Raw genomic sequence first — 26,313 nt, 5'->3', positions numbered from 1 at the left:
TCGATTCAAGGAGAACGCGACATGTTGCAAAAGACCTATCCGTACTACCTCGCGAATGAGCCGGTGGCCGCGAACACCGACCTCGAAGTCACCGACAAATTCAGCGGCGAAGTCGCCACCCGCGTCGCGATGGCCGACGCGGCCGCGATCGACAAGGCGATCGGCCTCGCGGTCGATGCGATGCCCGCAATGCGCACGTACCCGCCGTTCAAGCGCCAGGCAGTGCTCGAACACTGCGTGAAGCGCTTTCGGGAGCGCTACGACGAACTGGCGCTCGCGCTGTGCATCGAGGCGGGCAAACCGATCAACGATTCGAAGGGCGAAGTCACGCGCCTGATCGATACGTTCAAGGTCGCCGCCGAGGAGAGCGTGCGCATCGACGGCGAGATCATCAATCTGCAGATTTCGCCGCGCGCGAACGGTTACCACGCGTACGTGAAGCGCGTGCCGATCGGGCCGTGCTCGTTTATCTCGCCGTTCAATTTTCCGTTGAACCTGACCGCGCACAAGGTCGCGCCGGCGATCGCGGCGGGCGTGCCATTCGTGCTGAAGCCGGCCAGCCGCACGCCGGTCGGCGCGCTGATCATGGGCGAAATTCTCGCGGAAACCGATCTGCCGAAGGGTGCGTTCTCGATTTTGCCCGCGCACCGCGACGGCGCCGACCTGTTTACGACCGACGAACGCTTCAAGCTGCTGTCGTTCACCGGGTCGCCGGCGGTCGGCTGGGAGCTGAAGCGCAAAGCCGGCAAGAAGAAGGTGATTCTGGAGCTGGGCGGCAACGCGGCGGCGATCGTCGACGGCGATCAGGGCGGCAAGCTCGACTACGTGGTCGAGCGGCTCGCGTTCGGCGCGTTCTATCAGTCGGGGCAGAGCTGCATCGGCGTGCAGCGCATTCTCGCGCATGCGAGTGTCTACGACGCGCTGCGCGACAAGCTGATCGCGAAGACGAAGTCGCTGGTGATGGGCGATCCGAAGAACGAGAAGACCTTCGTCGGGCCGATGATCTCCGAATCGGAGGCGAAGCGGCTCGCCGGCTGGATGGAGGGGGCGGTGCAGGCGGGCGCGCAGATCGTCGCGGGCGGCAAGGTGGACGGCGCGATGTTTGAGGCGACGCTGCTCGAAGGCGTGAAGCGCGACACCGATCTGTATCGCAAGGAGGCGTTCGGGCCGGTCGCTATCCTCGAGCGCTTCAACGATTTCGAAGCGGCGCTCGCGCAGGTGAACGACAGCGACTTCGGCCTGCAGGCCGGCGTGTTCACCGATTCGCTCGCGCATGCGCATCGCGCCTGGGATGCGCTCGAAGTGGGCGGCGTCGTGATCAACGACGTGCCGTCGTTTCGCGTCGACAACATGCCGTATGGCGGCGTCAAGGATTCGGGTCTTGGGCGCGAAGGCGTGCGCTACGCGATCGAGGATATGACCGAGCTGCGGCTGATGGTGATGCGCGAGACGTGGTGAGCGGTCGATCTGACGCGGGCAGGGCGGGGGGACGGCTGACGAACGCCGCGCGCCGCCCGCCCAGGCGCGCGGCTGTCATGCCACTGTCGTCTGTGCGCACTACGCTGCGACCGGAGCAACGGCCGCGAGCGGCCGGCCGGCCTTCGCGAGCGTTTTTGCTGAAGTGCTACAATACTGGGCTTTCGGCGGGTGTTTCCGCCAACCGGAGCCGGCCGCATTAACCGAACTCAGACGGGTCTCGCGCGGAACGACGTGGCTCCGCCTTCATCCTGATGCCCTCCGCGGCCCCGACCGCTGCCGCGCGCATCCGCGCCACGCGCCTTTTTAGCGAAAGCCACCATGTCCGACACAGCCGTCACGCCCAGTACCGAGACTTTTGATCAATTCGGCCTCGCGCCCGACATCCTGAAGGCCATCAAGGAATCGGGCTACACGTCGCCAACGCCGATCCAGGCGAAGGCGATCCCGGTCGTGCTGGCGGGTCGTGACGTGATGGGCGCCGCGCAGACCGGCACCGGCAAGACCGCGAGCTTCTCGCTGCCGATCATCCAGCGTCTGCTGCCGCAAGCCAATACGAGCGCGTCGCCGGCACGCCATCCGGTGCGTGCGCTGATCCTCACGCCGACCCGCGAACTCGCCGACCAGGTGGCCGCGAACGTGCAGGCCTATGCGAAGCACACGGCACTGCGTAGCGCGGTCGTGTTCGGCGGCGTCGATATGAATCCGCAGTCGGAGCAGCTGCGCCGCGGCGTCGAAATCCTGATCGCGACGCCGGGCCGTCTGCTCGATCACGTGCAACAGAAAACCGCGAATCTGGGCCAGGTGCAGATGCTCGTGCTCGACGAAGCCGACCGCATGCTCGACATGGGCTTCCTGCCCGACCTGCAGCGCATCCTGAACCTGCTGCCGAAAGAGCGCCAGACGCTGCTCTTCTCCGCGACGTTCTCGGGCGAAATCAAGAAGCTCGCCGCAACCTATCTGCGCAACCCGCAGACCATCGAAGTCGCGCGCAGCAACTCGACCGCGACCAATGTCACGCAGATCGTCTACGAAGTCGCCGAGGGCGACAAGACCGGCGCGGTCGTGCAACTGATCCGCGAGCGCGGCCTGAAGCAGGTGATCGTGTTCTGCAACAGCAAGATCGGCGCGAGCCGGCTAGCGCGCAGCCTCGAACGGGATGGAGTGGTCGCGACGGCGATTCACGGAGACCGCTCGCAAAGCGAGCGCATGCAGGCGCTCGACGCATTCAAGCGCGGCGAAGTCGAGGCGCTGGTCGCGACCGATGTCGCCGCGCGCGGTCTCGACATCGCCGAACTGCCGGCGGTGATCAACTTCGACCTGCCGTTCAACGCCGAAGACTACGTGCACCGGATCGGCCGGACGGGCCGCGCGGGCGCATCGGGCGACGCGCTGTCGCTGTGCAGCCCGAACGAGCGCAAGCAACTGGCCGACATCGAGAAGCTGATCAAGCGCCCGCTCGACCTGCAGCGCCTGACCGTCGAGGCGCCGGTGCGCCATCATCACGATGATCGTTCGCTGCGCCGCGAGCGCAGCGAATCGCGCGACGAGCGCAGCCGCCGCCGCACGGGCGGGGCGTCGGGTTCGTATGACCGTCCGCATCATCATCGCGCGCAACCGATCGACGATTTCTTCCTGAAGCCGTACGAGCCGTCGCCGGCATCGGCGCACAAGGTCGAGGAGACGGCCGCGCCGCAAAAGGCAGCGCCGAAGCGGCAACTGGCCGCGTTGCTCGGTGGCTTCGGAATGCCGAGGAAGACGCCCTCGTCGTCGTAAGGCGGGCTGTCGGATTCAGAGCTCGGGGTGCAACGCCCCGAGCGCAAAATCGGTGGGGCCGCGCGTTTTGATGTTTCGGAGAACGCAGCAGGCTCCACGCATAGGCATCATCTCGATGCGCTAATGTTCATCCGTTTTGCCCAGGCCGCGGTCGCGGCGCTGTAGAACTGCTCCAGCGTCGCACGCGGCTCGCTTCCCAGCTCCAGTCCCAGATGCCGTGCCGCCGCGCCTAATGCTTCGAGCGGCTTGTCGCTATCGAGCGCGGTCGCGCCGTTCTGTTTGCTCAGCTTCTCGCCGTGCTCGTTCGTGACGACCGGCACATGCAGATATTCGGGCGTCGCCACGCCCAGACAACGCTGCAGATAAATCTGCCGCGCCGTCGAATCCATCAGATCCGCGCCGCGCACGATGTGCGTGATGCCCGCGTCGGCATCGTCCACCACCACCGCCAGCTGATACGCCCATTGATCGTCCGCGCGGCGCAGCACGAAATCGCCGACCTCGGTCGCGAGGTTTTGCGTCTGCGGACCCTGCCAGCGGTCGTCGAACGTGATCACGGCCGCGTCGCCGTCGGGCACGCGCAGGCGCCACGCGCGCGCCGGCTTGCCGTGCAGACCGGTGCGGCAGGTGCCGGGGTAGGCGAGCGTGGTGTTGCGCGCGTGCGCGTGCAATAGCGAATCGGCGATTTCCTTGCGCGTGCAGCCGCACGGATAGACGAGACCGGTCGATTTCAACCGCTCAAGCGCCTGCTGATAGCGCGCGATACGCTGGCTTTGCCAGACCGGCGTTTCGTCGGCGCGCATGCCGAAGCGTTCGAGGGTCGCGAGGATGTCCTCGGCGGCCCCGGGCACCGTGCGCGGTCCGTCGATATCTTCGACACGCACCAGCCACGCGCCGCGCTGCGCGCGCGCGTCGAGCCAGCTCGCGAGCGCGCTCACCAGCGAGCCGAAATGCAGCGGGCCGGTCGGCGAGGGTGCGAAGCGTCCGCGATAGGTCATGGCGTGGGGACGTCAGGCGGGGCGCCCGCGCCGCGAGGCACCCCGGCTGTCATTACGCGGCGCACGCGGCCTTGCTGTCCGGATGGCACGCCGGGCAGGTCTTGCCCGCGACGTACATCGGCGATTGCTGTTGCTCGGGCGTGACTACCGCGCGGCAGCCGAAGCATTGCGCGGTCGCGGTCGGTTCGAGTTGCGGATTCAGCGCGGTGCGATAGTCGAACACGAAGCAGTCGCCGTGATAATGCGCGCCGCCCACTTCCTCGAAGTATTTGAGGATGCCGCCTTCGAGTTGGTACACGTTCTCGATGCCGACGTCCTTCATATGGATCGCGGCCTTCTCGCAGCGGATGCCGCCCGTGCAGAACGACACGACCGTCTTGCCTTCGAGGTCGGCGCGGTTATTCTCGATCACCTCGGGGAATTCGCTGAACTTCGTGATCCGATAGTCGAGCGCGTTGTCGAACGTGCCGACGTCGACTTCGAACGCGTTGCGCGTGTCGAGTATCACGACCGGACGGCCTTCGTCGTCGAGACCGCGGTCGAGCCAGGTCTTCAGCGTGGGCGCGTCGACGAACGGCGCGCGGCCGAGCTCGGGGCGGATCGCCGGCTTTTTCATCGTGATGATTTCGCGCTTGAGCTTGACCAGCATGCGCGTAAACGGCTGCTTGTCCGACAGGCTTTCCTTGAACTGCAGGTTCGCGAACTTGCCTTCGAACAGCGCGTCGTGGCGGATGTAGTTGATGAACGCGTCGGTGTTCTCGCGCGTGCCGGCGATGAACAGGTTGATGCCTTCCGGCGCGAGCAGGATTGTGCCGCGCAGGCCGAGCGCATTGCAGCGTTCGGTGACGAATGGGCGCCAGGCGGCGGTGTCTTCGATGGTCGCGAATTGATACGCGGCGAGGTTGACGATACTCATGTGTGTTCTGCGGTAAAGATGGCCAGCGTGGCAAAGGGCGGCGGGCCGTGCCGCCGCTGTTGCGCCCCCGTATAAGACCAGGGGTTTGGCGCGCGGTTTCGCGTGCGTTTGCCGCGTATTTGCCAGTTGAATGGCGAGGCCGAAACAGGCGAAATCTCTATTATCCCTCAACCGGGGATTTTCCCCGGCCTGGCCGAATGGCTAATGGGTTGCGCTAGCGCAAACAATGCTCTCGCCGACCTCGTCCTGGCCGGATGGCCAACGCGCCGTTTTGACCTGAAATCTGCGGAAGGGTGGGGTTACAATGTCGCCCATGTCAGATCCCCGCTTCGTCCATCTCCGCGTTCACTCCGAATTCTCGATTGCCGACGGCATCGTGCGTCTCGACGACATCGTCGCGGCGGCGGCCAAAGACGGTCAGGGCGCGCTCGCGCTCACCGACCTCGGCAACGCGTTCGGCCTCGTCCGTTTCTACAAGGAAGCACGTGGCAAAGGGGTCAAACCCATTGCCGGCTGCGACGTCTGGATCACCAATCCGGACGACCGCGACAAGCCTTCCCGTCTGCTGCTGCTGGTCAAAGACCGCCGCGGTTACCTGAACCTTTGCGAATTGCTCAGCAAGGCCTCGCTGACAAACCAGTATCGCGGCCGTGCGGAAATCGAAGCCGGCTGGCTCGAAACCGGGTTGGGCGAAGGGTTGCTCGCGCTGTCGGGCGCACAGCAGGGCGACATCGGTCTTGCGCTCGCGGCGGGCAACGAAGAGGCGGCGAAGCGCAATGCACGGCATTGGGCGAAGGTGTTCCCGGGCGGCTTTTATATCGAGCTGCAGCGCTACGGTCAGCCTGGCGGCGAGCAGTACGTGCAGCAGGCGGTCGCGCTCGCGGCATCGCTGAAACTGCCGGTCGTCGCGACGCACCCGATGCAGTTCATGACGCCGGACGACTTCACCGCGCACGAAGCGCGCGTGTGTATTTCCGAAGGCGATATTCTTGCGAATCCGCGTCGCCAGAAGCGCTTCACGGCCGAGCAGTACTTCCGCACGCAACAGGAAATGGCCACGCTGTTCGCGGACATTCCTTCGGCGCTCGCGAACACGGTGCAGATCGCGAGGCGCTGCAATCTGACGCTCGAACTCGGCAAGCCGAAGCTGCCGCTCTTTCCGACGCCCGACGGCATGTCGCTCGACGACTACCTGGTGCATCTGTCGAAAGAAGGCCTCGAAAAGCGGCTCGAACAGCTGTATCCGGACGAGGCCGAGCGCGACGCGCAGCGCGCGACGTACTACCAGCGCCTCGAATTCGAGTGCGGCACGATCATCAAGATGGGCTTTCCGGGCTACTTCCTGATCGTTGCAGACTTCATCAACTGGGCGAAGAACAACGGCGTGCCGGTCGGTCCTGGCCGCGGTTCGGGCGCGGGTTCGCTGGTCGCCTATGCGCTCGGCGTGACCGATCTCGATCCGCTGCGCTACAACCTGCTGTTCGAACGTTTCCTGAATCCGGAGCGGGTGTCGATGCCCGACTTCGATATCGACTTCTGCCAGCACGGCCGCGATCGCGTGATTCAGTACGTGAAGGAAAAGTACGGTGCGAACGCGGTGTCGCAGATCGCGACGTTCGGCACGATGGCGGCCAAGGCGGCCGTGCGCGACATCGGCCGCGTGCTCGATCTCGGCTACATGTTCACGGACGGCGTCGCGAAACTGATCCCGTTCAAGCCGGGCAAGCACGTGACCATCGCCGACGCGATGAAGGAAGAGCCGCTATTGCAGGAGCGCTTCGACAACGAAGACGAAGTGCACCAGCTGCTCGAACTCGCGCAGCGCGTAGAGGGCTTGACGCGTAACGTCGGTATGCACGCGGGCGGCGTGCTGATCGCGCCCGGCAAGCTGACCGATTTCTGCCCGCTTTATACCCAAGGCGACGACAGCGGCGTCGTCAGCCAGTACGACAAGGACGACGTCGAGGCGGTCGGCCTCGTGAAGTTCGACTTTCTGGGCCTGACCACGCTGACCATTCTGGATTGGGCCGAGCGCTATATCCGCCGCCTCGATCCGTCGAAGCAGGACTGGTCGCTAGGCCAGGTGCCGCTCGACGACCCCGCGTCGTTCTCGATCCTGAAGAAAGCGAACACGGTCGCCGTGTTCCAGCTGGAAAGCCGCGGCATGCAGGGCATGCTGAAGGACGCGCAGCCCGACCGCTTCGAAGACATCATCGCGCTCGTCGCGTTGTACCGCCCGGGTCCGATGGACCTGATCCCGAGCTTCTGCGCGCGTAAGCACGGCCGCGAGGTGGTGGAATATCCCGACCCGCGCGTCGAACCTGTTCTGAAAGAGACCTACGGCATCATGGTCTACCAGGAGCAGGTGATGCAGATGGCGCAGATCATTGGCGGCTACTCGCTCGGCGGCGCCGACCTGCTGCGTCGCGCGATGGGTAAGAAAAAGCCCGAGGAGATGGCCCAGCACCGCGAGATTTTCGCGGAAGGCGCGGCCAGGAACGGCCTCACGCGCGAGAAGTCCGACGAAATCTTCGACCTGATGGAGAAGTTCGCGGGCTACGGCTTCAACAAGTCGCACGCGGCCGCCTACGCGCTGCTCGCCTACTACACCGCGTGGCTGAAGGCGCACCATCCGGCCGAATTCATGGCGGCCAACATGTCGCTCGCGATGGACGACACGGACAAGGTCAAGATCCTGTTCGAAGACTGTCTCGCGAACAAGATGGCCGTGCTGCCGCCGGACGTGAACCTGTCCGCGTATCGCTTCGAGCCGGTCGCCGAAGCCGACGGCAAGCGCTCGCGCACGATCCGCTATGGTCTGGGCGCGATCAAGGGGAGCGGCCAGAACGCGATCGAAGAAATCCTGCGCGCGCGCGAGGACGGCCGCTTCATCGACATCTTCGATTTCTGCAATCGCGTCGACCGGCGCATCGTCAATCGACGCACTATCGAAGCGCTGATTCGCGCCGGCGCGTTCGACACATTGCATCCGAACCGCGCGCAGCTGATCGCCTCGGTGTCGCTGGCGATGGAAGCGGCCGAGCAGGCAGCGGCCAATGCGCTGCAGGCGGGTCTGTTCGACATGGGCGACGCGCCGTCGCAAGGCCACGAACTCGTCGACGAACCCGAGTGGCCGGAAAAGCGCAAGCTGCAGGAAGAAAAGGCCGCGCTCGGTTTCTACCTGTCGGGCCATCTGTTCGATGCCTACAAGGACGAAGTGCGCCGTTTCGTGCGCCAGAAGATCGGCGAGCTGAAGGAAGGGCGCGACAAGCTGGTTGCGGGCGTGATCGTGTCGCTGCGCACGCAGATGACCCAGCGCGGCAAGATGCTGATCGCGCTGCTCGACGACGGCACCGGTCAGTGCGAAGTGACGGTCTTCAACGAGGTCTTCGAAGAACACAAGCAGCTGTTCAAGGAAGACGAACTGCTGATCGTGCAGGGCCAGGCGCGTAACGACGCGTTTACAGGCGGCATCCGCTTCACCGTCGAAACGGTGATGGATCTCGGCCGCGCGCGCTGCCGCTACGCGGACTCGCTGAAGGTGCAGATGAACGGCAACGCTAACGCGCAGGCATTGCGCCGGGTGCTCGAAGCTCACACCGCCGGCAAGGACGAGCAAGCCGTACCGGCGGCGGCCACACGTGGCAATGGCGGCGGTAACGGGGGTGGGCGTGGCGGCTTCGGCGGCGATGGCGGCCGTCAGCGTCAGGCGGTGCAGATTCCGAATGGGCTCGCGGTGCAGGTGGTTTATCGCAGCGAGCATGCGCAAGGCGAAATGCGTCTGGGCGACGCGTGGCGCGTGAAGCCGACCGACGAACTGCTCGCCGCGCTGCGCGGCGAGTTTGCGGGAAGCTCGATCGAGATCGTGTATTGAGCGAGGTCGGCGGTGTGGATCGGCCGGTGCCGCGGGTACCGGCTAATCTGAGCTCGGCTTATCGCCCGCCGGTTTTTTCGAGCCGCGCCAGCTTCAGAAACCGGTAGTACACCGTCTCCGCATTGAACAGCGCGATCATCAGCCCGGCGCGGCCATCCAGAAAACCGCGCCGCAGCAGATAAGTCCGTACGAACGCCCACAGGCCGCGCCCGATAGCAAGACGAATGCTGCCTTTTTGGCCGGCCTCGTAACGCTGCCGCGCGCCGGCCGTCGAATACGCGTCGAGCTTGCGCAGCACGCCCTCGAAGTCCTCGTACGAGTAGTGCATCAGCTTGCCGGTCAGGCGTTGCGCGGGCGTATCGAACACGAGGCGCTCGTGCACGAGATCGTCGGAGAAGCGCGCGGCGCCGCGTTTGAAAAGGCGCGGAATCCAGTCCGGATACCAGCCGCTGTGATGGACCCATTGGCCGCAGAAGCTCGACAGACGGTCCACCGCGTAGACGTCGGCGGTGGGTGCGGCGAGCGCCGCGCGAATCGATGCGGCAAGTTCCGGCGTGACGATTTCGTCGGCGTCGAGCGACAGGATCCAGTTGGTGGTCAGTGCATCGACCGCACGGTTCTTTTGCGGGCCGAAGCCCGGCCAGTCCGTTTGTTCGATGACGCGTGCGCCGTGCGCGCGAGCGATGTCGGCGGTGCCGTCGGTGCTGCCGCCGTCGATCACGACGATCTGGTCGGCGAAGGCCACGGCCTGCAGGCATTCGGCGAGCCGCGCCGCAGCGTTCCGGGTGATGATGGCAACGCCAAGAGTGGTTTCTTGCATACCTGAGTTGCGTGGAGGACGAAGTGACGGAGCGGGCCCCGCGACCCGGCAATCGAGCAGCGAGTATACACATCCCATCCGGCCCTACACCACAGCGCGTGTCCGCCAAGGTGTTGCGCGCATGCCGTCGCGCGCCGGGCGCCGGCCGTCATCTGCAACCGATTACAATGCTCTTTTTTGATATTCCACGCGGCCGCCCAACCCTGCGCCGCGTGCTCGCCGTTCCGCATTTCCAGAGGATTCCTTGAGCGCGAAGCCAACGTTAAGCAAACCCATGGGTTCAGGCGATGCGTCGTCGCCGGCCGTCGTCCTGCGGCGCCTGTGGCCATTCATCAAGCCGCTGCTGTGGGTCGTGGTCGGCGCGATTGTCGCGATGGCGGTGAGCGCCGGCACCGACGCCGCCATTCCCGCACTGCTCAAGCCACTGCTAGACAAGGGCTTCGGCTCGCACGCGGTCGACAAGACCAAGTGGCTCGTACCGATCGCGGTGATCGGCCTCGCGCTGATTCGCGGCGTGTCGCAGTACGCATCCGGCTATCTGCTCGCGTACGTGTCGAACAAGATCCTGCTCGAACTGCGTCTGAAGATGTTCGACCGCATGATCCACACGAGCGTCGCGTTCTTCCAGCGTGAAACCGCGAGCACGGTGATCAACGCGATCGTCTTCGAGGTCAACCAGATCCTGAACGTGCTGCTGAGCGTGATGGTCACGCTCGTGCGCGACTCGCTGACGGTGATCTTCCTGCTCGGCTATCTGTTCTATCTGAACTGGCGGCTGACGTTGATCGTCGCGGTGCTGCTGCCGGGCATCGGTTGGCTGGTCGGCAAGATCAATCGCCGGCTGCGGCGCCTGAACCGCGAGCATCAGCTGCTCACCAACGAGCTGTCGTACATCGTCGAGGAGACGGTGGGCGGCTACAAGGTCGTCAAGGTGCATAACGGCGAGCAGTACGAGATGGACCGCTTCAACTCGATGAGCCGGCGCCTGCGCGGCTACGCGATGCGCATGACGGTGTCCGGCGGCCTCGCGCAGCCGTTGACGCAGTTCCTCGCGTCGATCGCGCTCGCGGTCGTGATCACGATCGCGGTGGTGCAGTCGTCGTCGGATCAGACGACGGTCGGCGGCTTCGTCGCGTTCGTCACGTCGATGCTGCTGATCATTTCGCCGCTCAAGCATCTGATGGACGTGAACCAGCCGTTGCAGCGCGGTATGACCGCGGCCGAACTGATCTTCGGTCTGATTGACGAACCCGCCGAGCCGAAGGGCGGCGGCAAGCCGCTCGCTCGCGCGCGCGGCGAGGTCGAGTTCCGCGACGTGTCGTTCACCTACGGCACCAGCGCCACGCACAACCGTCACACGCTCGACCAGGTGTCGTTCAAGGTCGCCCCGGGCGAGATGGTTGCGCTTGCGGGTCCGTCGGGCAGCGGCAAAACCACGCTCGTGAACCTGCTGCCGCGCTTCTTCGATCCGACCGGCGGTGCGATTCTGGTCGACGGCGTCGCGCTGCCCGAGTACGACCTGCATGCGCTGCGCAGCCAGATCGCGATGGTGAGCCAGGACGTCGTGCTGTTCAACGACACCATCGCGCACAACGTCGCGTACGGCCAGGAGGTCGATGCGGAGAAGGTCAAGGCGGCGTTGCGCGCGGCGAACCTATGGGACACCGTGCAGGCGATGCCGCAGGGCATCGAGACGCTCGTCGGCGACAACGGCATGATGCTGTCGGGCGGCCAGCGCCAGCGTCTCGCGATCGCGCGCGCGATCTACAAGGACGCGCCGATCCTGATTCTCGACGAAGCGACGTCGGCGCTCGATTCCGAGTCCGAGCGCCACGTGCAGGCGGCGCTCGAAACGCTGATGAAGGGCCGCACGACGCTCGTGATCGCGCACCGTCTGTCGACCATCGAGCGCGCCGACCGCATCCTCGTGATGGAAGCGGGGCGGATCGTCGAGCGTGGCAGCCATCGCGAGCTGCTCGAACACGACGGCTTGTACGCGCATCTGCATCGCATCCAGTTCCAGCAAAGCCCGGTTTGATCCGGCACATTGCGGACGCATCGCGCAGCGCTTCGTGACCTAGGTCGCGTCGCAAAGCACCGCCCAGACCCGGGCGTCGTCCTCAGGCCTTTCCGCCCCGCACGACCCGCTTGATCCAGATGCCCGGCGCATAAACCACCGGGCAACTCGCGTACAGAAACATCCGAATCCGCAGCCCGAGCTTCACGCCGGTGCTGCGCGTCACGAGGCCAATGCGTTCGCCGAGGCTGCCCGCTTCGAACATCGCGTGGATGAACTGCTCACGCGCGAGCTTCGGCGCCATCGCCGCGCGCATGCGTTCGCCGACACCGGCGATCTCAGCGTCGCGCTGCAGCTGCGCGAGCTCCGCGAGTCCGTAGCGATTGCTCTGCCGCATCCGCGCGATCAGCTCATCGACCGACTGATAACGGCGCTTGCGCGAGACTCCGCCGCGCCGGTAGCGCACCAGCGGCTCGCGCAGGCTGATCGCGCCGCCCGACAGGATCGCGCGCAGCACCATGATCTGATCCTCGGCGGCGGCGCCCGGCAGCATCGGCCCGAAGCGCTCGATCAGGCGTCGCGACCAGGTATGCGCGGCGCCGATCAGCCATGGACGCGCGACGAGCCAGTCGTCGAAGCTGCGATAGCGGTCGAGCTCGGTCGGGCTCACGCGCTCGTGCACGTGACCTGTTTCGTCCATGTCGGCGAGGTCGGTGGCGATCAGGTCGGGGCGGCGTCCGTGCGCGAGCCAGCAGTCGACGACGCGCCTGCAGCGCTCGGGCGCGGACATGTCGTCGCCGGCCGCGACGAACAGCAACTCGCCTTGCGCCAACTGCGCGAGTTGCGACAGGTGCGCGCTGATGCCCTGGTTTACCGTATTGCGCCGCGCGATCACGCGATGCGGCCCGCTGTAGCCGGCGATTGCCGCTTCGATAGCGGCGTAGGTCGCGTCGCTGGACGCGTCGTCGGAGACGATGATTTCGAGCGGCTCGTAGGTTTGCGCGAGCGCGCTGCGCACGGCGTCACCGATCTGCTCTGCCTGGTTGTAGGCGATCACGAGCATCGAGACGAGGGGGCGGTTGGTGTCGGCCGTTGCAGGAGTTGCGAGGTGCGGCAGGCTATCTGTCATGGAGTCGGGGAGAAGGCGATTGGCCTAGATTTTAGCCGCTGACCGCCGCGCCGCGCGACGCACACGGCAATCCCGAACGACACGTGCTGAACCGGGCGAAAACCATCCTTTACAATTGCCGCTGCCCCGCAACTGCGCACCCACGGCCTCGTCCGCGCGTGCGCCTCACCGAGACCGATCCTTGTCAGAGCCGACCCTCGACCCGAACCACCGGCCCCTCACCGATATCGCGCTGACCGCGCAGGCGCTGAAGAACAGCGGCGGCGCGGAGCGCTACACGCGCGACGTGATCGCCGGCCTGCATCGGCTCGGTCTGCGCCCGACGCTGTTCGCGCGCGAGATCGACCGCGCGCTTCCCGAGGCCGCGTGGATCGATGCGCAGCCGCTCAACGTGCGCTGGGCGCCGCGCAAGCTGCGCAACCTCGCGTTCGACTGGCGTCTTAAGCAGCGTTTGAAGCGGCACCGTCCGGCGTGCGTGTTCTCGATCAATCACTCGACGCATGCCGACGTCGCGTTGTGCGGCGGCACGCATCCGGGCTCGCTCGAAGCCGCGGGCCGCACCGCGCGCCGCAGCGACGAATGGCAGATCGAGCTCGAGCGGCGCGTCTATACGCGGGCGCGTGCGATCGTCGCGCATTCGCACCTGATGAGCCGCGAGTTGCAGCGTTTCTATCGCGTGCCGGCTCAGCGCATCGACGTGCTCTATCCGCCCGTCGACACCGCCCGCTTCAAGCCGCTCGACGCCGCCGCGCGCGCGGCCGTGCGCCGCCAGCTCGGCGTGCCCGACGATCGCGTGATGTTCGTGTTCTCGTCGACGAGCCATGAGCGCAAGGGCTATCCGTTGCTCGAAGCGTTTTTCTCGCGCACGACGCTGCCGGTCTGCCTCGTCGTCGCGGGCCGCCCGGTGCCGAAAACCGGCGACACAATCCGTTACGCGGGTTACAGCAAGGAGATCGAGAAGCTGTTCGCGGCCGCCGATTTCACCGTCGTCGCGTCGGCGTACGAGCCGTTCGGGCTCGTCGGTGTCGAGTCGGTGATGTGCGGCACGCCGCTCGTGATCGCCGAGAACGTCGGCTCGGCGGAGACCGTGACCGGCGCCGCGAAGATCGAGTTTTCGCGGCAGTCCGACGGCAGTTTCGAGCGCGCGATCGGGCAGGCGGTCGAACGCGTGAAGAGCGGCGCTGCGCGCATCGCGGCACCGCGCGACAGCCTCGTGTACGACCCGAGCGTCGACGCGCATGTCGCGGCGCTTTACGAGGTGTTCACGCGAGGATGACGGCGGGGCTTAGTTCTCGAGGCGCCGCTGCTCTATGCTAATGCGCGTGTTCGTGCGCGCACTCGCCGCAGCGCAAGCCGCCAGCCCAGACGCATACGCTTTTGCAGCCGAATTCGCGGGGATCCTACGGCGGGGGGCCGCGTCGCTTCGCGGGCTGCGTCTACCTTAATCTGGTCAACAAACCGCTCAAGAGCGGCCAGCTCATTCTCTCGGGAAAAAAGCGTGCGCAATCTGGCCATCCCAGGCTCAAGCTCACTGAGATCGTCCGTGCTATTGGACAGTAAACGCGCTCGTGCCTCGATCCTACGGACGAAATCTCCAAGATCGCCAACGGAGACTTCTTCGAAGTTCGGTGATGCCCAGTATTCCCGACCGCCACCGCCGTGGTACCCAATCACATAGTTTCCACAGAGCGCGGCCTCGACTGGCGGCAGACCCAATCCTTCCAACCCTGAAAACGACATGAATATCCGCGATTCCTTAAGCAGGGTTGCGACTTCTCTTTCATTCATACCGTCGATGCCGCGAATTTCCCAACTCGGAGGGAGTCGCTTCTTCAATGCGAAGACGACCGCAGCCGCATGTGCACCGTTCTTGCGCGGCATAAACGTGATGAGGTTGCGTTTCTTGCCGCCGGCACTAAATTCGCTGTCATTCACGGAGCAAAACACTCGCCTTATCCGGCCTGTCAGATGCGGATAGTGAAGCGAAATCAGGGAGGAGGTGTCTTCGGAGATTGACAGGATGGCAGTCGCATTCTGGTATGCGTAATCTACGTCGGCATCGGTACAACCGCTATCGCGGTCACGCAGATAGTAGCCGTTCTGAACAAAAATCGAGTACTTCAGTCTGCGCGGAACCAGAATGCGCGCGAGCTGCGCCGCTTTGATCTCTGGCAACACCAGATGATCTGTCGGACGCAGCTTTCTGTCGGAAATCAGTTGGGCACCGTGTTCGGCCCAAGGATACTCATAACCACGCCTATCATGCATGATCGCTGAGGTAATCAAGCCACTACTATTCAGGCGGCTGGAATGGTCGTAGATGACTTTAACCCCGCCAGCATGCTCGTTTGCCCTCGGCGATGTGCAAAAATACACTAAACGCACTCTCACTTCTCCCTCGGTTATTTATTTCCGCTTGTGTGCTTCAAACACTTTGCGTCTCCATGATCATGGAGACGACGAACGGGCGGTGAAACGGCTCCTGCAATGCGTTTATCAAGCGGGAATCGTGCGAGCAATTCCAGACAGATCACTGTAACCCTGGTCGACGGGCCAATTCGCCGCCGCTGCATTGGACCGTAGCCGAATCCGAAGATGGGAACTTGGCAGCGCTCTCTGCGGTGATGCCGTCGCTGCTAGGGGAGCGTATGGTGGCCGACTGTGATGCCGCCCATTCGCGTTTGCGCGTGTCTATTACCGCCAGCAGCGTCGCCACCAGCAGTGCGATTAGTGCCGTCACCATGATCGGCACCAGCACGTCGATCGTGAGTCCGAAGATTGCCGTACTCGTTGCGACCGCGAGACCCGAATACGATGCGGCGCGAATCACCGGGTCGCTCGCATGCCGGTGTCGCCAAAAATACACCGTGATGCCGTAGTAAAACAGCAGCAGGCACACCACGCCGACCGCGCCCATCTCGGCGAGCGTCGAGAAAAAATCGCTATGCGCGCGCTCGTTGACGATCTCGGCCTTCACTTCGCCGCGGCTGGCCATCGCGCCGAGCTCGTCGACCAGATGGCCCTTGCCGATGCCCCACATCGGATGCCGCGCGAAGATCATCCGCGAAGCGTTCCACAGTTGCAGGCGCAGACCGGTGGCGGTGGCGTCCTCGCCCTTGTGCATCATCGATACATCGTTCGGCACTTCGGCGAAGCGCTTCTGAACCCGTTCGGTCGACAACAGCCCGCCCGCGCCGATCGCGATCACGAGCGTCGCGACCAGCAGGCGCTTTTTCCGCGTGAACCAGTGGTACTGCATGCCGAGCAGCATGACGAACACCGGCACCGCAAGCCAGCCGCCGCGCGAGCCCGACAGAAACGACGCATAGCCGCCCGACACGAGCGCGAGCACGCGTGGCACGAGCACGCGCCAGTCGCGCGGATTATCCCAGCCGAGCGTGAATACCGACAGGAACGCGAGCAGCAGCGCGGTATCGCCGAACGGAATCGCGTTCGTGTACGAGTTGTTCAGGCGGTTCGCATCGGTCCAGCCGCCGGGCGGCTGATTGATGATCGCCCATGCGCCGACCGCGAGCGCGCCGGCCGCACAGCCCCAGCCGATCATGCGCAGATTGCGCGACGGCAACTGGCGCAGCAGCAGGAACACCAGCAGCGCGAACACGAAGCGCGCGACCGAGTCGAGTTCGCGTGGCATCCAGTAGCCGAGCACCAGCTGCTGCGCGCCGATCCCGACGACGAACGCGAGCATGCCGATCGTGAACCAGCGATAGGTGCGCAACGCGGAGAAATAGCCCGGCATGCGCCGGTTGACGATGGCCGCGCCGAGCGCGAGCGCGACGAGTGCGAAAAAGCAGTAGCCGGTGCCGCCGCGCCACATGAGATTGACCGCGGGCGCGAGAAACAGCAGCACCGACGTGAGCCAGACGAGACTGGAAGCAAAAATCATAGGTCTACGTTATCGATGAGCACACTACCGTTCCGGTGGTGAAATTGCAGGGGACGCCGGACCATTTGAGGTTTTTCAAGACGGCAGAGCGATCCGGATTATAACCATGCGCTTCCTTGCGGAATGCTTGCCGCCGCACGCGCTAAGGTTCCGTCGGCCCGCGGTATGCGGCGCGGCGGCGGGCGGCGCCTGTCGTGCGTGCGGGCGGGGGGCGGTACAATCGCGCGACATTCATGGCCGGCGTGCGGCGCGTGCCGCGCCCCGCGCCCAGCTCAACGGACCGACTCGATGTTCTCAATCATCATCCCGACCTGGAACAACCTGCCTTATCTGCGCCTCGTGATCAAAAGCCTGCGCCGTCATTCGACGTATCCGCACCAGATCATCGTGCACGTGAACGACGGCTCGGACGGCACGCTCGCGTGGGTGCGCGACGAGGGCATCGAGCACACGGCGTCCCCAGGCAATATCGGCATCTGCCACGCGGTCAATATCGCGGCGGCGCGCGCGACGCAGGACTACATCGTCTACATGAACGACGACATGTACTGCTGTCCCGGCTGGGATGAAGCGCTCGTCAAGCGTCTCGCGCAGATGCCGGCCGACAGGCTATTCATGCTGTCGGGCACGATGATCGAGCCGGTCGATTCGGGCAATCCATGCGTGGTCGTGCGCGACTTCGGCCGCGATGCGCAGGTGTTTCGCGCCGACGAGCTGGTCGCCGCCGCACCCAGCCTCGTGCGTGCCGACTGGCGTGGCGCGACGTGGCCGCCGACGCTCGTGCATCGCGACTGGTGGTTCAAGCTGGGCGGCTACAGCAGCGAGCTGAGCCCCGGCATGAGCAGCGACAACGATTTCTCGATGAAGCTGTGGGACGCGGGCTGCCGCGTGTTCGTCGGCGTCGGCGACAGTCTCGTCTATCACTTCCAGCAGAAGAGCACCGGCAAGATCGTGAAGAACGACGGGCGCCGCCAGTTTCTCAACAAGTGGGGAATGACGCAGGCGACGTTCGACCGCTATTACCTGCGCCGCGGCACCGCCATCGACGGTGCGCTCGCGGTCAGCGAGCCGGAGCGCACCGGCCGGCTGCGTCGTGCGCTGCTGAAGTCGCGCATCAAGCGCGCGTTGGGCTGACGGGCGTCGAACCGCAAAGCAGCGGATGCTCGACGTACGACGCCTGTCAAACGCCGCCTGTCACGAGCGGCAGCACCGTCAGGTCCGGATGCGTGCCGTCGATAATGCTGCGCCCCACGTGCACCGCTTCGTATAGCGCGTCGTCGAGGCTCGCGAAGCTCTCTTCACCGTCCGCGTGAAACGGCACCGCATGGCCGGGAAGCTGAGGATTGGCGCCCGGATGGCAGACGTAGCCGAGATACGTGTAGCGGCTCTTATGCGCGGCCGAATCGGCGGCGTGCGCCGGGTCGGGCGGGTCCTTCTCGACGGGCGACACATGTATCTCGAAGCCCTCATATTGCACCGTCTGCCAACTTGCGGTTTGGTCGGCCATGACCGCCTCCGTCTGGGTCTGTCCTGTCCAAAAGTCTAGGTGATTTGCCGCCAAAACGCGCGGGGCGCGCGGCTACGGCCAAACCGTGACGGCTTGGACTACGGTTTGATCGCGCCGAGCTGCTTCAGCACCGTCAGATTGTCCTCGAGGTGCCAGTTTTCGACGATCCGGCCATCCTGCACGCGATACAGATCGAACGCCTGGAAGTCGACGGCCTGGCCGTTGCCCTTCCGGTTCTGAAACTCGCCCGTGAAGTGGCCACGAAAGTGCAGATGCACCGACGCGCGGTCGCCGGCGACGACGAGATCGTCGATGTCCGCGTGCAGGTCGGGCACCGCCGCGCGGAATCCCTTCGACGCTTCCAGCGGACCGTTCGGGCCCTGCGGGCGGCCGTCCGGCAGCGTCCGGTCGATGAACTCGGGCGACAGCGCGAGCCGCGCATACGCTTCGTCGCCCGTGTTCCAGAACCCGGCGTAGCGGCGCGCAGCGAGCACGACTGCGGCGCCTTGCGGGGAAGTGCTGTCGACGGCCAGATGGTGCGGCGTGGGCAGCGTGGCGTCGTTGGCGCTTGGCGCGGAATCCGCAGCCTGTGCGCCGAGCGCACCGGCAACGCTGACGGCGACGAGAGCCTGACGGGCAAGACGGGAAATCGTAGCGTTGCTCACGATGCGCTCCTTGGAAGTGAGTTGATGAAGCGCAGTTTGCTGGCATCGGTCGCGTTTGATAATTGGCCTGTCGATGGAAGGATTCTCATTTTTTAATTGAAAATAGCTCACCTCCATGTTCGCGTCTGCCGGAACGCCCCGGTTGGTTCTCGTCGGATAAAATGCTGCGCTTTGCCTAAATCCGACTTCGCTCATGTGGTTCAAAAACCTTCAGCTGCACCGTCTGCCCGCTCCGTGGTCCGTCACCCCTGAACAGATGCAGAAGTGGCTCGCGCCGTACGCGTTCGCGCCCGGCCAGAGCGTCGAGATGCAGGCCCAGGGCTGGGCGCCGCCGCGCGACGGCGACTCGCTCGTCTACGCAATGAACGGTCAGATGCTGCTGACGTTCCGGGCCGAGAAGAAGCTGCTGCCCGCGTCGGTGGTCACCCAGATCACGCGCGAGCGCGCGGCCGAGCTCGAGGAGCAGCAGGGCTTCAAGCCGGGCCGCAAGCAGATGCGCGACCTGAAGGAGCAGGTCACCGACGAGTTGCGCCCGCGTGCGTTCAGCATCCGCCGCGATACGCGCGTGTGGATCGATTGCACGAATGGCTGGCTCGTGATCGACGCGGCGTCGCAGGCGCTCGCCGACGATGTGCGCGGTCTGCTCGTCAAGTCGATCGACCAGTTGCCGCTGATGACGGTGCGCGTCGCGCAGTCGCCGGTCGCGGCGATGACCGGCTGGCTGCTCGACGGCGACGCGCCGGCGGGTTTCACGCTCGATCAGGACACCGAGCTGCGTTCGCCCGCCGAAGGCAACGCGACGGTCCGCTATGTCGGACACGCGCTCGACGCCGAAGACATGCGCCGCCACATCGAGGCGGGCAAGCAATGCATGCGGCTGGCGATGACGTGGAATGATCGCGTGTCGTTCGTGCTGACGCCGTCGCTGACGATCAAGCGCATCGCGCCGCTCGACGTGCTCAAGGAAGCGAGCGACCCGACCGCGCAGAACGACGACGAACGCTTCGATTCCGACGTCGCGCTGATGACGGCCGAACTCGACCGCATGCTGCGCGATCTGATCGATGCGCTCGGCGGCGAGCAGGGCGAGCAAGGGTTCGCGTTGCCGCAGGCCGTGGCGGCTTGAGCGTCACACTCTCGCGCTGTCGAGCGCTTCGACGAGAGTCCAGTAAGGCGTGATCGAGCGCAGATGGATCGGGTAGATCCGCTGCAGCAGCGCGAGCGTCGCGTCGCTATCGGTGAGCTGATAAATGCCCGACACGCGCAGATCGGCGACGTCGTCGGTACAGCGCAATACGCCGGCGCGATAGCGCGCGAGTTCATCGACGAGGTCCGCGATACGCGTGTCGTTCGCGTAGAGCAGGCCACGTGTCCACATCGCCTCGCGTGGGTCGAGCGTGAGCGGTGCCGCGATGCCGTCGCGCGTGAAGCTGCAACATTGGCCCTGCGTCAGCATCAGCGCCGCGGTTGCTGCCGGCGTCACCAGCGCGTCGCCGCGAAACGCGGCCACGCGCGTGAAACCATCCCGTTGCTGCACACTGAACTGCGCGCCACGCGCTTCGAGGACGCCTTCGGCCGTCTGCACGAGGAGAGGCGGATGAGTCGTCCGCGTGCCCGCGGCGCCGCGGACATCGCTCACGGGCCGCACCATGATTTCCCCTTCAAGCAGATGAATGCGCCGAACGTTCGCTTTGAACGCAACGTCGATCGCGCTCGCGCTGGCCAGCGTGATCTGGGAGCCGTCCGCGAGCAGTAGGTCGTGCAGTTCGCCGGTCGCGGTGCGGAAGTCGGCGGTCCAAGTGCGCCACGGCGGGCGGCTCGCGACCCAGCCAGCGGACGTGGCGATTGCGAGCCACGACAGCGCCTTCAGCGCGCGTCGCCGTCCCGTCGAAATGCCGGCAACCCCCGCGTCTTCGCGTAGCGCGGTGCCGGCTTCGCGCCGCAATTCATGATTGGCTCGTCTTTCCGTATTCGACTCGCGAAGCATTTTGATTAAGTGTGCTTCATTCTGAACGCAATTGACAGATGTGATTTATCAATTCAATTTTGAAAATCACATTTGACAATTTATGTCTATTGAATTGACCATTTTCGATTGAATGTGAACCTGAGTTCACATTGGAATTGCGCGCGCGCACTCGGTAATTTCAGGTCTGGTAGACACATTGTCAGCGATACAAAAAAACTACGCTATGCATGTGGCTTTACTTTCTCATGAATGTTTCGCGTGAAGTACCGCTAATTGCGCCGCAAGCGAACGTAGCCTTTTCGTCATGAATTACAGTGTGCCGGGTTTAGCTGACTGGTGTGTGAAGCCGGCTGAAACTATTCGCTGGGTCACGCGGATCGTCGCCGTCCAGCGCGCGGGCGCGCTCCCGGTTGCGTTTCAACCTGTCACGCATCATGGCTTCCGTTCGACCATGAACCCCGGTAAAACTCCGTGCGCTGCCGCACCTTCGATGCAGACGAAAAAACGACAGCCGTATCAAAGGCTTGCGGCTTTTTCCGGGAAGTTATGCACAGATTTGCCAACAAAATCTGTGGGTAACTTGGCGCGTGTGTCGTCGTGGGTCGAAGCGCTGTCAGTCTTCGAGCGCCCACGCGCGCTTGCGCCGCAGCAGCGCCGAGCCGATCGATACCGCGGCGCCGATGCCGCCCATCGTCAGCGACAGCGCGACGATCAGTGGGCCCGTTTGCGTACGAGCGGAGAACACGCCGACCAGCAGGCCGGCGAGCGGCTGCGTCAGATTGTTCAGCAAAATCGCGACGCCGATCGTCTTGCCGTAGTCCTCGGGCGGAATGATCTGCAAACGCGCGCTGCGAATGTAAACGTTGAACATCTTGTCGAAGCCGACGATCAGCAGAAAGCCCAACGCATAGCCCCACGGCGATGCGCTCGCGCCCGCGATCACGCCGCCCGCGCAGATCGTCACGAACGCGACGAGACCGAGCACGCGCGCGGGCCAGCCGGCGCGCGCCACCGTCAGCAGCACCAGCACCGTGGCGACCGCGCCGGCCGTTTGCAAAGCTGCGTAGTAGCGATTGGATTGCGCATGCAAGCCCGTCACCATCGCCGCCGATGTCGCGAGCGTGACGCCGATCACGAGGTTCTCCGCGGCCGCGAGCATGATGACCTTTTTCAAACCCGGAAGCGTCCACACGTGATTGAGCGCGATCCGCAGCGGCGTGCTCCAGTGAGCGGCAGGCGCGAGCGATTGAGCGGACCCGGGCGAGGGCGCGCGAAAACCGCTCAGTCGCTGCCAGACGAACAGCGCCGCGTCGGCAAACAGAAACAGCACGCCGGTCGCGGCGACCACCCATTCCCAACGCCACACACCGAGCAGCAGCGCGGCGAGCATCGGCCCGAGCACGAAGCCGAGCTGATCGGCCAGTTGCGAATACGCGAGCACCTTCTGGATCTGTTGCGTGCTGAAGATCTGCGGCAGCATCACCTCGCGCGCGACGAGCCCCTGGCTCGTCAGCACACCGCACGCGGCCGACAGCGCGATCAGCCAGCCGATGCCGCCGAACAGCGCATACGCGGCGATACCGCCGAAGCACGCGAGCGCGCGCACTGCCTGGCTCAGTCGCATCAGACGTAGCGGTGGGAAGCGGTCGCACAGCGCGCCAAAGAATGGGAACACGAGGTAGCGCGGCAGCGTTTCGATAAAGAACGCGAGGCCGGACCACGAGACCTGGCGCGTCGTTTGATAGACGACGAGCGGCACCAGAAAGAGCAGGATCTGATCGGCGAGACGCGCGATGAACAGCGAGCAGAAGAACGCCTGATGGTTGACGCGCACCGTGGATGTCTCGCCGTGTTGGGGTCGAGACCGATCCTATCAAAAGATCGCGCAAGCGGGGGAAGGCGGCGCGCTCGCTGCTGACGCCGTCCTACTCGCCGCGATACGCCTGTTCCAGCGGCGCGATATCGAGCTTGACCATCTTCATCATCTGCGCCATCACGCGGCTTGCCTTTGCGCGATCCGGATCGCGCAGCATCCGCAGCAGAACGTTGGGTGTGATCTGCCACGACACGCCGAAGCGGTCCCGCAGCCAGCCGCACGCCACCGGCTCGCCGCCGTCGAGCAGCTTCGACCAGTAGTGGTCGATTTCTTCCTGCGAGTCGCAGTGAACCATCAGCGAGATGGCCGGCGTGAATTTATATTGCGGGCCACCGTTCAGCACCATGAACTCCTGGCCTTCGATTTCGAATGTGATGGCGACGACCTCGCCCGCCGGTCCAGGGCCGGCGTCCGTGGAGTGCAGCGTAGTGGCGATGCGCGAGGCCGGAAACACCGACGTGTAGAACTCCGCGGCTTCTTCCGCATTGCCGTCGAACCACAGGCACGGCGCGATTTTCTGCATGACGTTGCTCCTTCGGGACGGGTGTCGGTGGGGCCGGGCGTGCGTTCGCCCGACGCCCACCTTCAGCTCACTTCTTCTCTTGCGACGAACAATCCATCTCGGCCATCGCCTTCTGGATTTCCTCGGTGCTCAGGTCGCGCTTGTGCGTCGCGAGCGACCAGCTGTGGCCGAACGGGTCTTTGACCTGGCCGTAGCGGTCGCCCCAGAACATATCGGTGACGGGCATCGTGACGGTCGCGCCGGCGTCGACCGCCTGTTTGAAACTCGCGTCGACGTCCGGTACGTAGTGATGAATCGTGACCGGCGTGCCCTTCAGCGTGTTCGGGCCGAAGGTTTGGTGCTCGGGCCATTCGTCGGTCAGCATCAGCATCGAGTCGCCGATTTTCAGGGTCGCGTGCATCACCTTGCCGTCGGGGCCCGGCAGACGGACCTGTTCGACGGCGTTGAAGGCTTTCGTGTAGAACGCGATCGCTTCGGCGGCGTTCTTGCAGATCAGGTACGGCGTGAGCGAGTGCATCCCTTCCGGGATCGGTTTGACTGCGGCGCTGGACATGACGGTGACTCCTTGAAGTAACGGTTCCTCAGTGGAAAGACCGGCTGCGTGAGCTGGGTCTTCAACGTTACGACGAGTTTGTGACCGTTGGATCGACACTCCGGGAAAAATATTTTTGGGCCCGGGCGAGGGCGACCCGCCCTCGCGATTTACCCCGCCGGATTCTCCTCGTCCGCTGGTGGCGCGGACGTGGGCGCCGCGCTGCCGGCCGGTGCGCCGAGGATGCTGATCTGGAAGGTCCGCGTCGCGGCGAGCGACTGCAGCGTCGCGTCCTCGGGGATGCGCTCGTCGAGCGGCAGGATTACCGAGCCGCCGATCACCGCGCGCCGGCTGTTGTCGGCCGGACGCAGGCCCCATACGTCCTGATAGACGACGGGGACCGTGGCGTCGTTGCGCGTCGTGTTGCCGAGGTACAGCATCACGTGGCCGCCGATGTAGATCAGCGTGCGCAGCGGCACGCCATGCCGCGCCAGATAGTCGAGCCGCTCGGCGGGCGTCGAGTCCGACAGATCGACCATGCGGCCGGCGCTCATCTGCGTCGACGAATGGCGCGGCAGCCACACGCCGAACGCGGCGAAGATGCTTTGCAGTTCCGACGAACAGTCGTTGTACAAGCCGCTATTGCCCCAGCCGTACGGCCGGCCGATCAGCGCCTTTAACAGCATCGCGAGATGGCGCGGCGTCGCGGCGAGCGGCATCGGCGTGATCTGCGTGGCGTCGAGCGACGCGGTGCGGATCAGCGCGCGGCCGTCGACGTCGCGCGCGGGAACGAGGAACTGAAGCGTGCCCGCGTTGGTGCTGCTCGCCGCCGGCGATGCCGAGGCGCCCGTCAGCAGAGGCAGCATCGTCCCGGCCGGCGCGTTGAAGCGGAACACGCCGCGGCTGTCGTTGACCGCCGCCGATGCGACGATCACCGCCCCCAGCGACTTGCCGGCCGCCGCGCGCCATTGATCGATGAAACGATCGTCGGCGAACGCGACGCCGTCGCTGCGCACCCAGCCCTGCACGTCAGGCGTCTGCACGTAATGCCATGCACCGTCGACGCTGCTGCCGAGCACATAGAGAGGCGTACCGGGCCGGACCGCCGAGATCTGCAGGTTGTCGAACGGATAGCCTTCGCCGGCCAGGTGACGGTCATAGAACGACGGATCGGTGGTCGGCAGCTCGCGCACCATCAGGTTGCCGGTCGCGATCGCGCGCCGCTCGGGCTGATACGCCGGCGCTTGCGTGAACTGCGCGACGTTGATGTTGCGCGCGATCGCCTCGATCCACGCCTTGTCGTGCGGCCGGAAGTTTTCGCCGTAACCGATGACGCTGCCATGCTTGCCGGTGTTGTCGAACTTGTCGATGCGGCGCTGTTGCAGTGCGGCAATGTCCTCGCCCTGCTCGCGAAACACGCGTGCGGTCACCCAGGCGGGATTCCATGGCGACGGCGCGTTCTCGCCTGTGCCGAAGTAGCGTGCGAACAGCGCGTCGAAATGTGCGCGCTGCTCGGCAGCGCTGAGAAACGGCCGGTCGAAGTCGGGGCTGTTCGGTTCGAGCCAGTGATCGACGTTCTGGTCGTAATTGGCGAGTGGAAACAGCGTGACGTTGTCGACGAACGCTTGCGTGCGATGCGGCGGTGCTGGCGTGCCGCACGCGACGAGCATCGTGACGGCGGCGCATACCATGGCGGTGCGGCAGGCACGACGGGAGAGAACGGCGACTGACATGAAGATTCGGCGTATGAGGTGCAAGGCCACGATGATACGGTGTCGGCGATATCCGCGGCGCATCGGATGTTCGGGGCGGCGCGCGCGGCATCCGCTACACTCGCTTTGTCCGTCCACTGGCGCGTTGCCACGCGCTTCAATCGACAGGGAGCACGCTATGAAAACCAGCGCACGCAATCAGTTCAGCGGCGAAATCACCGACGTCACGCACGGCGCCGTCAACGACGAAGTCACGCTGCGCACGTCGGACGGTCTCGAGATCGTCGCGATCATCACGCACGGCAGCGCGAAGTCGCTCGGGCTCGCGGCGGGCAAGCAGGCGTTTGCGCTCGTGAAGGCATCGTCGGTGATAGTGATGGTCGATGTCGCGAAGCATCAGGTGTCGGCGCGCAACTGTATCGAAGGGACCGTCGCGGCCGTGACGAAGGGCGCGGTCAATTCGGAAGTGACGATCGGTGCAGGCGGCGCACAGATCGCGGCGATCATCACGAACGACAGTGTCGAGCGTCTTGGTCTCGCGAGCGGCAAGACGGCGACGGCGATTTTCAAGGCGTCGAGCGTGATTATCGGGGTCGATCAGTAGCAGGCCCGGGCC

General features: G+C 64.8%; 21 protein-coding genes. 8 read left to right on the top strand and 13 right to left on the bottom strand.

Annotated elements, in window-relative coordinates:
• Positions 1-21: 21 nt before the first annotated feature.
• On the top strand, positions 22-1,458 hold the full coding sequence (locus tag ACLFKU_RS22795) for an aldehyde dehydrogenase family protein (protein WP_410850563.1): 1,437 nt from the start codon (positions 22-24) through the stop codon (positions 1,456-1,458).
• 339 nt (positions 1,459-1,797) lie between these two features.
• Positions 1,798-3,252, top strand: coding sequence for a DEAD/DEAH box helicase (locus tag ACLFKU_RS22790; protein WP_410850562.1), 1,455 nt, complete (start codon positions 1,798-1,800; stop codon positions 3,250-3,252).
• A gap of 107 nt (positions 3,253-3,359) precedes the next feature.
• Here ACLFKU_RS22790 and gluQRS read toward each other — a convergent pair whose 3' ends face one another.
• Positions 3,360-4,250: a tRNA glutamyl-Q(34) synthetase GluQRS gene (gene gluQRS / locus ACLFKU_RS22785; protein ID WP_410850561.1), complete on the bottom strand. Its 891-nt coding sequence runs from the start codon at positions 4,248-4,250 to the stop codon at positions 3,360-3,362.
• Positions 4,251-4,302: 52 nt separating this feature from the next.
• Entirely contained in the window at positions 4,303-5,166 is an 864-nt protein-coding gene (locus ACLFKU_RS22780; protein ID WP_410850560.1) for a sulfurtransferase, read from the bottom strand.
• A gap of 304 nt (positions 5,167-5,470) precedes the next feature.
• Between ACLFKU_RS22780 and dnaE the strand changes: the two genes are divergently transcribed.
• Positions 5,471-9,040: a DNA polymerase III subunit alpha gene (dnaE, locus tag ACLFKU_RS22775; RefSeq protein WP_410850559.1), complete on the top strand. Its 3,570-nt coding sequence runs from the start codon at positions 5,471-5,473 to the stop codon at positions 9,038-9,040.
• A 58-nt stretch (positions 9,041-9,098) separates the two neighbouring features.
• Here the strand turns inward: dnaE and ACLFKU_RS22770 are convergent, their stop codons facing one another.
• Positions 9,099-9,860, bottom strand: coding sequence for a glycosyltransferase family 2 protein (locus ACLFKU_RS22770; protein WP_410850558.1), 762 nt, complete (start codon positions 9,858-9,860; stop codon positions 9,099-9,101).
• Between the two features lie 244 nt (positions 9,861-10,104).
• On the opposite strand from ACLFKU_RS22770, the gene msbA reads away from it, so the two are divergent.
• Positions 10,105-11,898, top strand: a complete 1,794-nt coding sequence (msbA, locus tag ACLFKU_RS22765) for a lipid A export permease/ATP-binding protein MsbA (RefSeq protein ID WP_410850557.1) — start codon at positions 10,105-10,107, stop codon at positions 11,896-11,898.
• A gap of 82 nt (positions 11,899-11,980) precedes the next feature.
• On the opposite strand, the gene ACLFKU_RS22760 is transcribed toward msbA, so the two are convergent.
• Positions 11,981-13,006 (bottom strand): glycosyltransferase family 2 protein, encoded by a 1,026-nt coding sequence (locus ACLFKU_RS22760; RefSeq protein WP_410850556.1) that lies wholly within the window; start codon positions 13,004-13,006, stop codon positions 11,981-11,983.
• 181 nt (positions 13,007-13,187) lie between these two features.
• Here ACLFKU_RS22760 and ACLFKU_RS22755 point away from each other — a divergent pair, with 181 nt between their 5' ends.
• Positions 13,188-14,282: a glycosyltransferase family 4 protein gene (locus ACLFKU_RS22755; protein ID WP_410850555.1), complete on the top strand. Its 1,095-nt coding sequence runs from the start codon at positions 13,188-13,190 to the stop codon at positions 14,280-14,282.
• 32 nt (positions 14,283-14,314) lie between these two features.
• Here the strand turns inward: ACLFKU_RS22755 and ACLFKU_RS22750 are convergent, their stop codons facing one another.
• Both ACLFKU_RS22750 and ACLFKU_RS22745 read right to left on the bottom strand, forming a co-directional pair.
• Positions 14,315-15,391, bottom strand: a complete 1,077-nt coding sequence (locus tag ACLFKU_RS22750; protein WP_410850554.1) for a hypothetical protein — start codon at positions 15,389-15,391, stop codon at positions 14,315-14,317.
• Between the two features lie 145 nt (positions 15,392-15,536).
• Positions 15,537-16,913 (bottom strand): O-antigen ligase family protein, encoded by a 1,377-nt coding sequence (locus tag ACLFKU_RS22745; RefSeq protein ID WP_410850553.1) that lies wholly within the window; start codon positions 16,911-16,913, stop codon positions 15,537-15,539.
• Between the two features lie 288 nt (positions 16,914-17,201).
• On the opposite strand from ACLFKU_RS22745, the gene ACLFKU_RS22740 reads away from it, so the two are divergent.
• A complete protein-coding gene (locus tag ACLFKU_RS22740) occupies positions 17,202-18,047 on the top strand; it encodes a glycosyltransferase family 2 protein (protein ID WP_410850552.1) in 846 nt (281 codons plus the stop codon).
• Between the two features lie 46 nt (positions 18,048-18,093).
• On the opposite strand, the gene ACLFKU_RS22735 is transcribed toward ACLFKU_RS22740, so the two are convergent.
• Both ACLFKU_RS22735 and ACLFKU_RS22730 read right to left on the bottom strand, forming a co-directional pair.
• Positions 18,094-18,420, bottom strand: a complete 327-nt coding sequence (locus ACLFKU_RS22735; protein ID WP_368586217.1) for a hypothetical protein — start codon at positions 18,418-18,420, stop codon at positions 18,094-18,096.
• A gap of 98 nt (positions 18,421-18,518) precedes the next feature.
• Complete coding sequence (locus ACLFKU_RS22730; RefSeq protein WP_368586216.1) at positions 18,519-19,085, bottom strand: ester cyclase; 567 nt, start codon at positions 19,083-19,085, stop codon at positions 18,519-18,521.
• A 193-nt stretch (positions 19,086-19,278) separates the two neighbouring features.
• On the opposite strand from ACLFKU_RS22730, the gene ACLFKU_RS22725 reads away from it, so the two are divergent.
• A complete protein-coding gene (locus tag ACLFKU_RS22725; protein WP_176366918.1) occupies positions 19,279-20,211 on the top strand; it encodes a recombination-associated protein RdgC in 933 nt (310 codons plus the stop codon).
• Between the two features lie 3 nt (positions 20,212-20,214).
• On the opposite strand, the gene ACLFKU_RS22720 is transcribed toward ACLFKU_RS22725, so the two are convergent.
• The 5 genes from ACLFKU_RS22720 to ACLFKU_RS22700 all read right to left on the bottom strand — a co-directional run bounded on the left by ACLFKU_RS22720 (position 20,215) and on the right by ACLFKU_RS22700 (position 25,718).
• Entirely contained in the window at positions 20,215-21,072 is an 858-nt protein-coding gene (locus ACLFKU_RS22720) for a FecR family protein (RefSeq protein ID WP_410850551.1), read from the bottom strand.
• Positions 21,073-21,667: 595 nt separating this feature from the next.
• Entirely contained in the window at positions 21,668-22,888 is a 1,221-nt protein-coding gene (locus ACLFKU_RS22715; protein WP_410850550.1) for an MFS transporter, read from the bottom strand.
• Between the two features lie 91 nt (positions 22,889-22,979).
• Positions 22,980-23,453 carry a VOC family protein gene (locus ACLFKU_RS22710; RefSeq protein ID WP_410850549.1) on the bottom strand — a complete coding sequence of 158 codons (474 nt, stop codon included), beginning with the start codon at positions 23,451-23,453 and terminating at the stop codon, positions 22,980-22,982.
• Between the two features lie 67 nt (positions 23,454-23,520).
• A complete protein-coding gene (locus tag ACLFKU_RS22705; protein WP_368586212.1) occupies positions 23,521-24,006 on the bottom strand; it encodes a VOC family protein in 486 nt (161 codons plus the stop codon).
• 149 nt (positions 24,007-24,155) lie between these two features.
• Positions 24,156-25,718 carry an SH3 domain-containing protein gene (locus ACLFKU_RS22700; protein WP_368586211.1) on the bottom strand — a complete coding sequence of 521 codons (1,563 nt, stop codon included), beginning with the start codon at positions 25,716-25,718 and terminating at the stop codon, positions 24,156-24,158.
• 157 nt (positions 25,719-25,875) lie between these two features.
• Here ACLFKU_RS22700 and ACLFKU_RS22695 point away from each other — a divergent pair, with 157 nt between their 5' ends.
• Entirely contained in the window at positions 25,876-26,301 is a 426-nt protein-coding gene (locus ACLFKU_RS22695) for a molybdopterin-binding protein (protein WP_368586210.1), read from the top strand.
• The last annotated feature ends 12 nt before the right edge of the window (positions 26,302-26,313 follow it).

Origin of the sequence: Paraburkholderia sp. EG304 (assembly GCF_046543485.1) — a bacterium.
Taxonomy (GTDB): domain Bacteria; phylum Pseudomonadota; class Gammaproteobacteria; order Burkholderiales; family Burkholderiaceae; genus Paraburkholderia; species Paraburkholderia youngii.
This window is presented reverse-complemented; position numbering and strand designations above follow the sequence as displayed.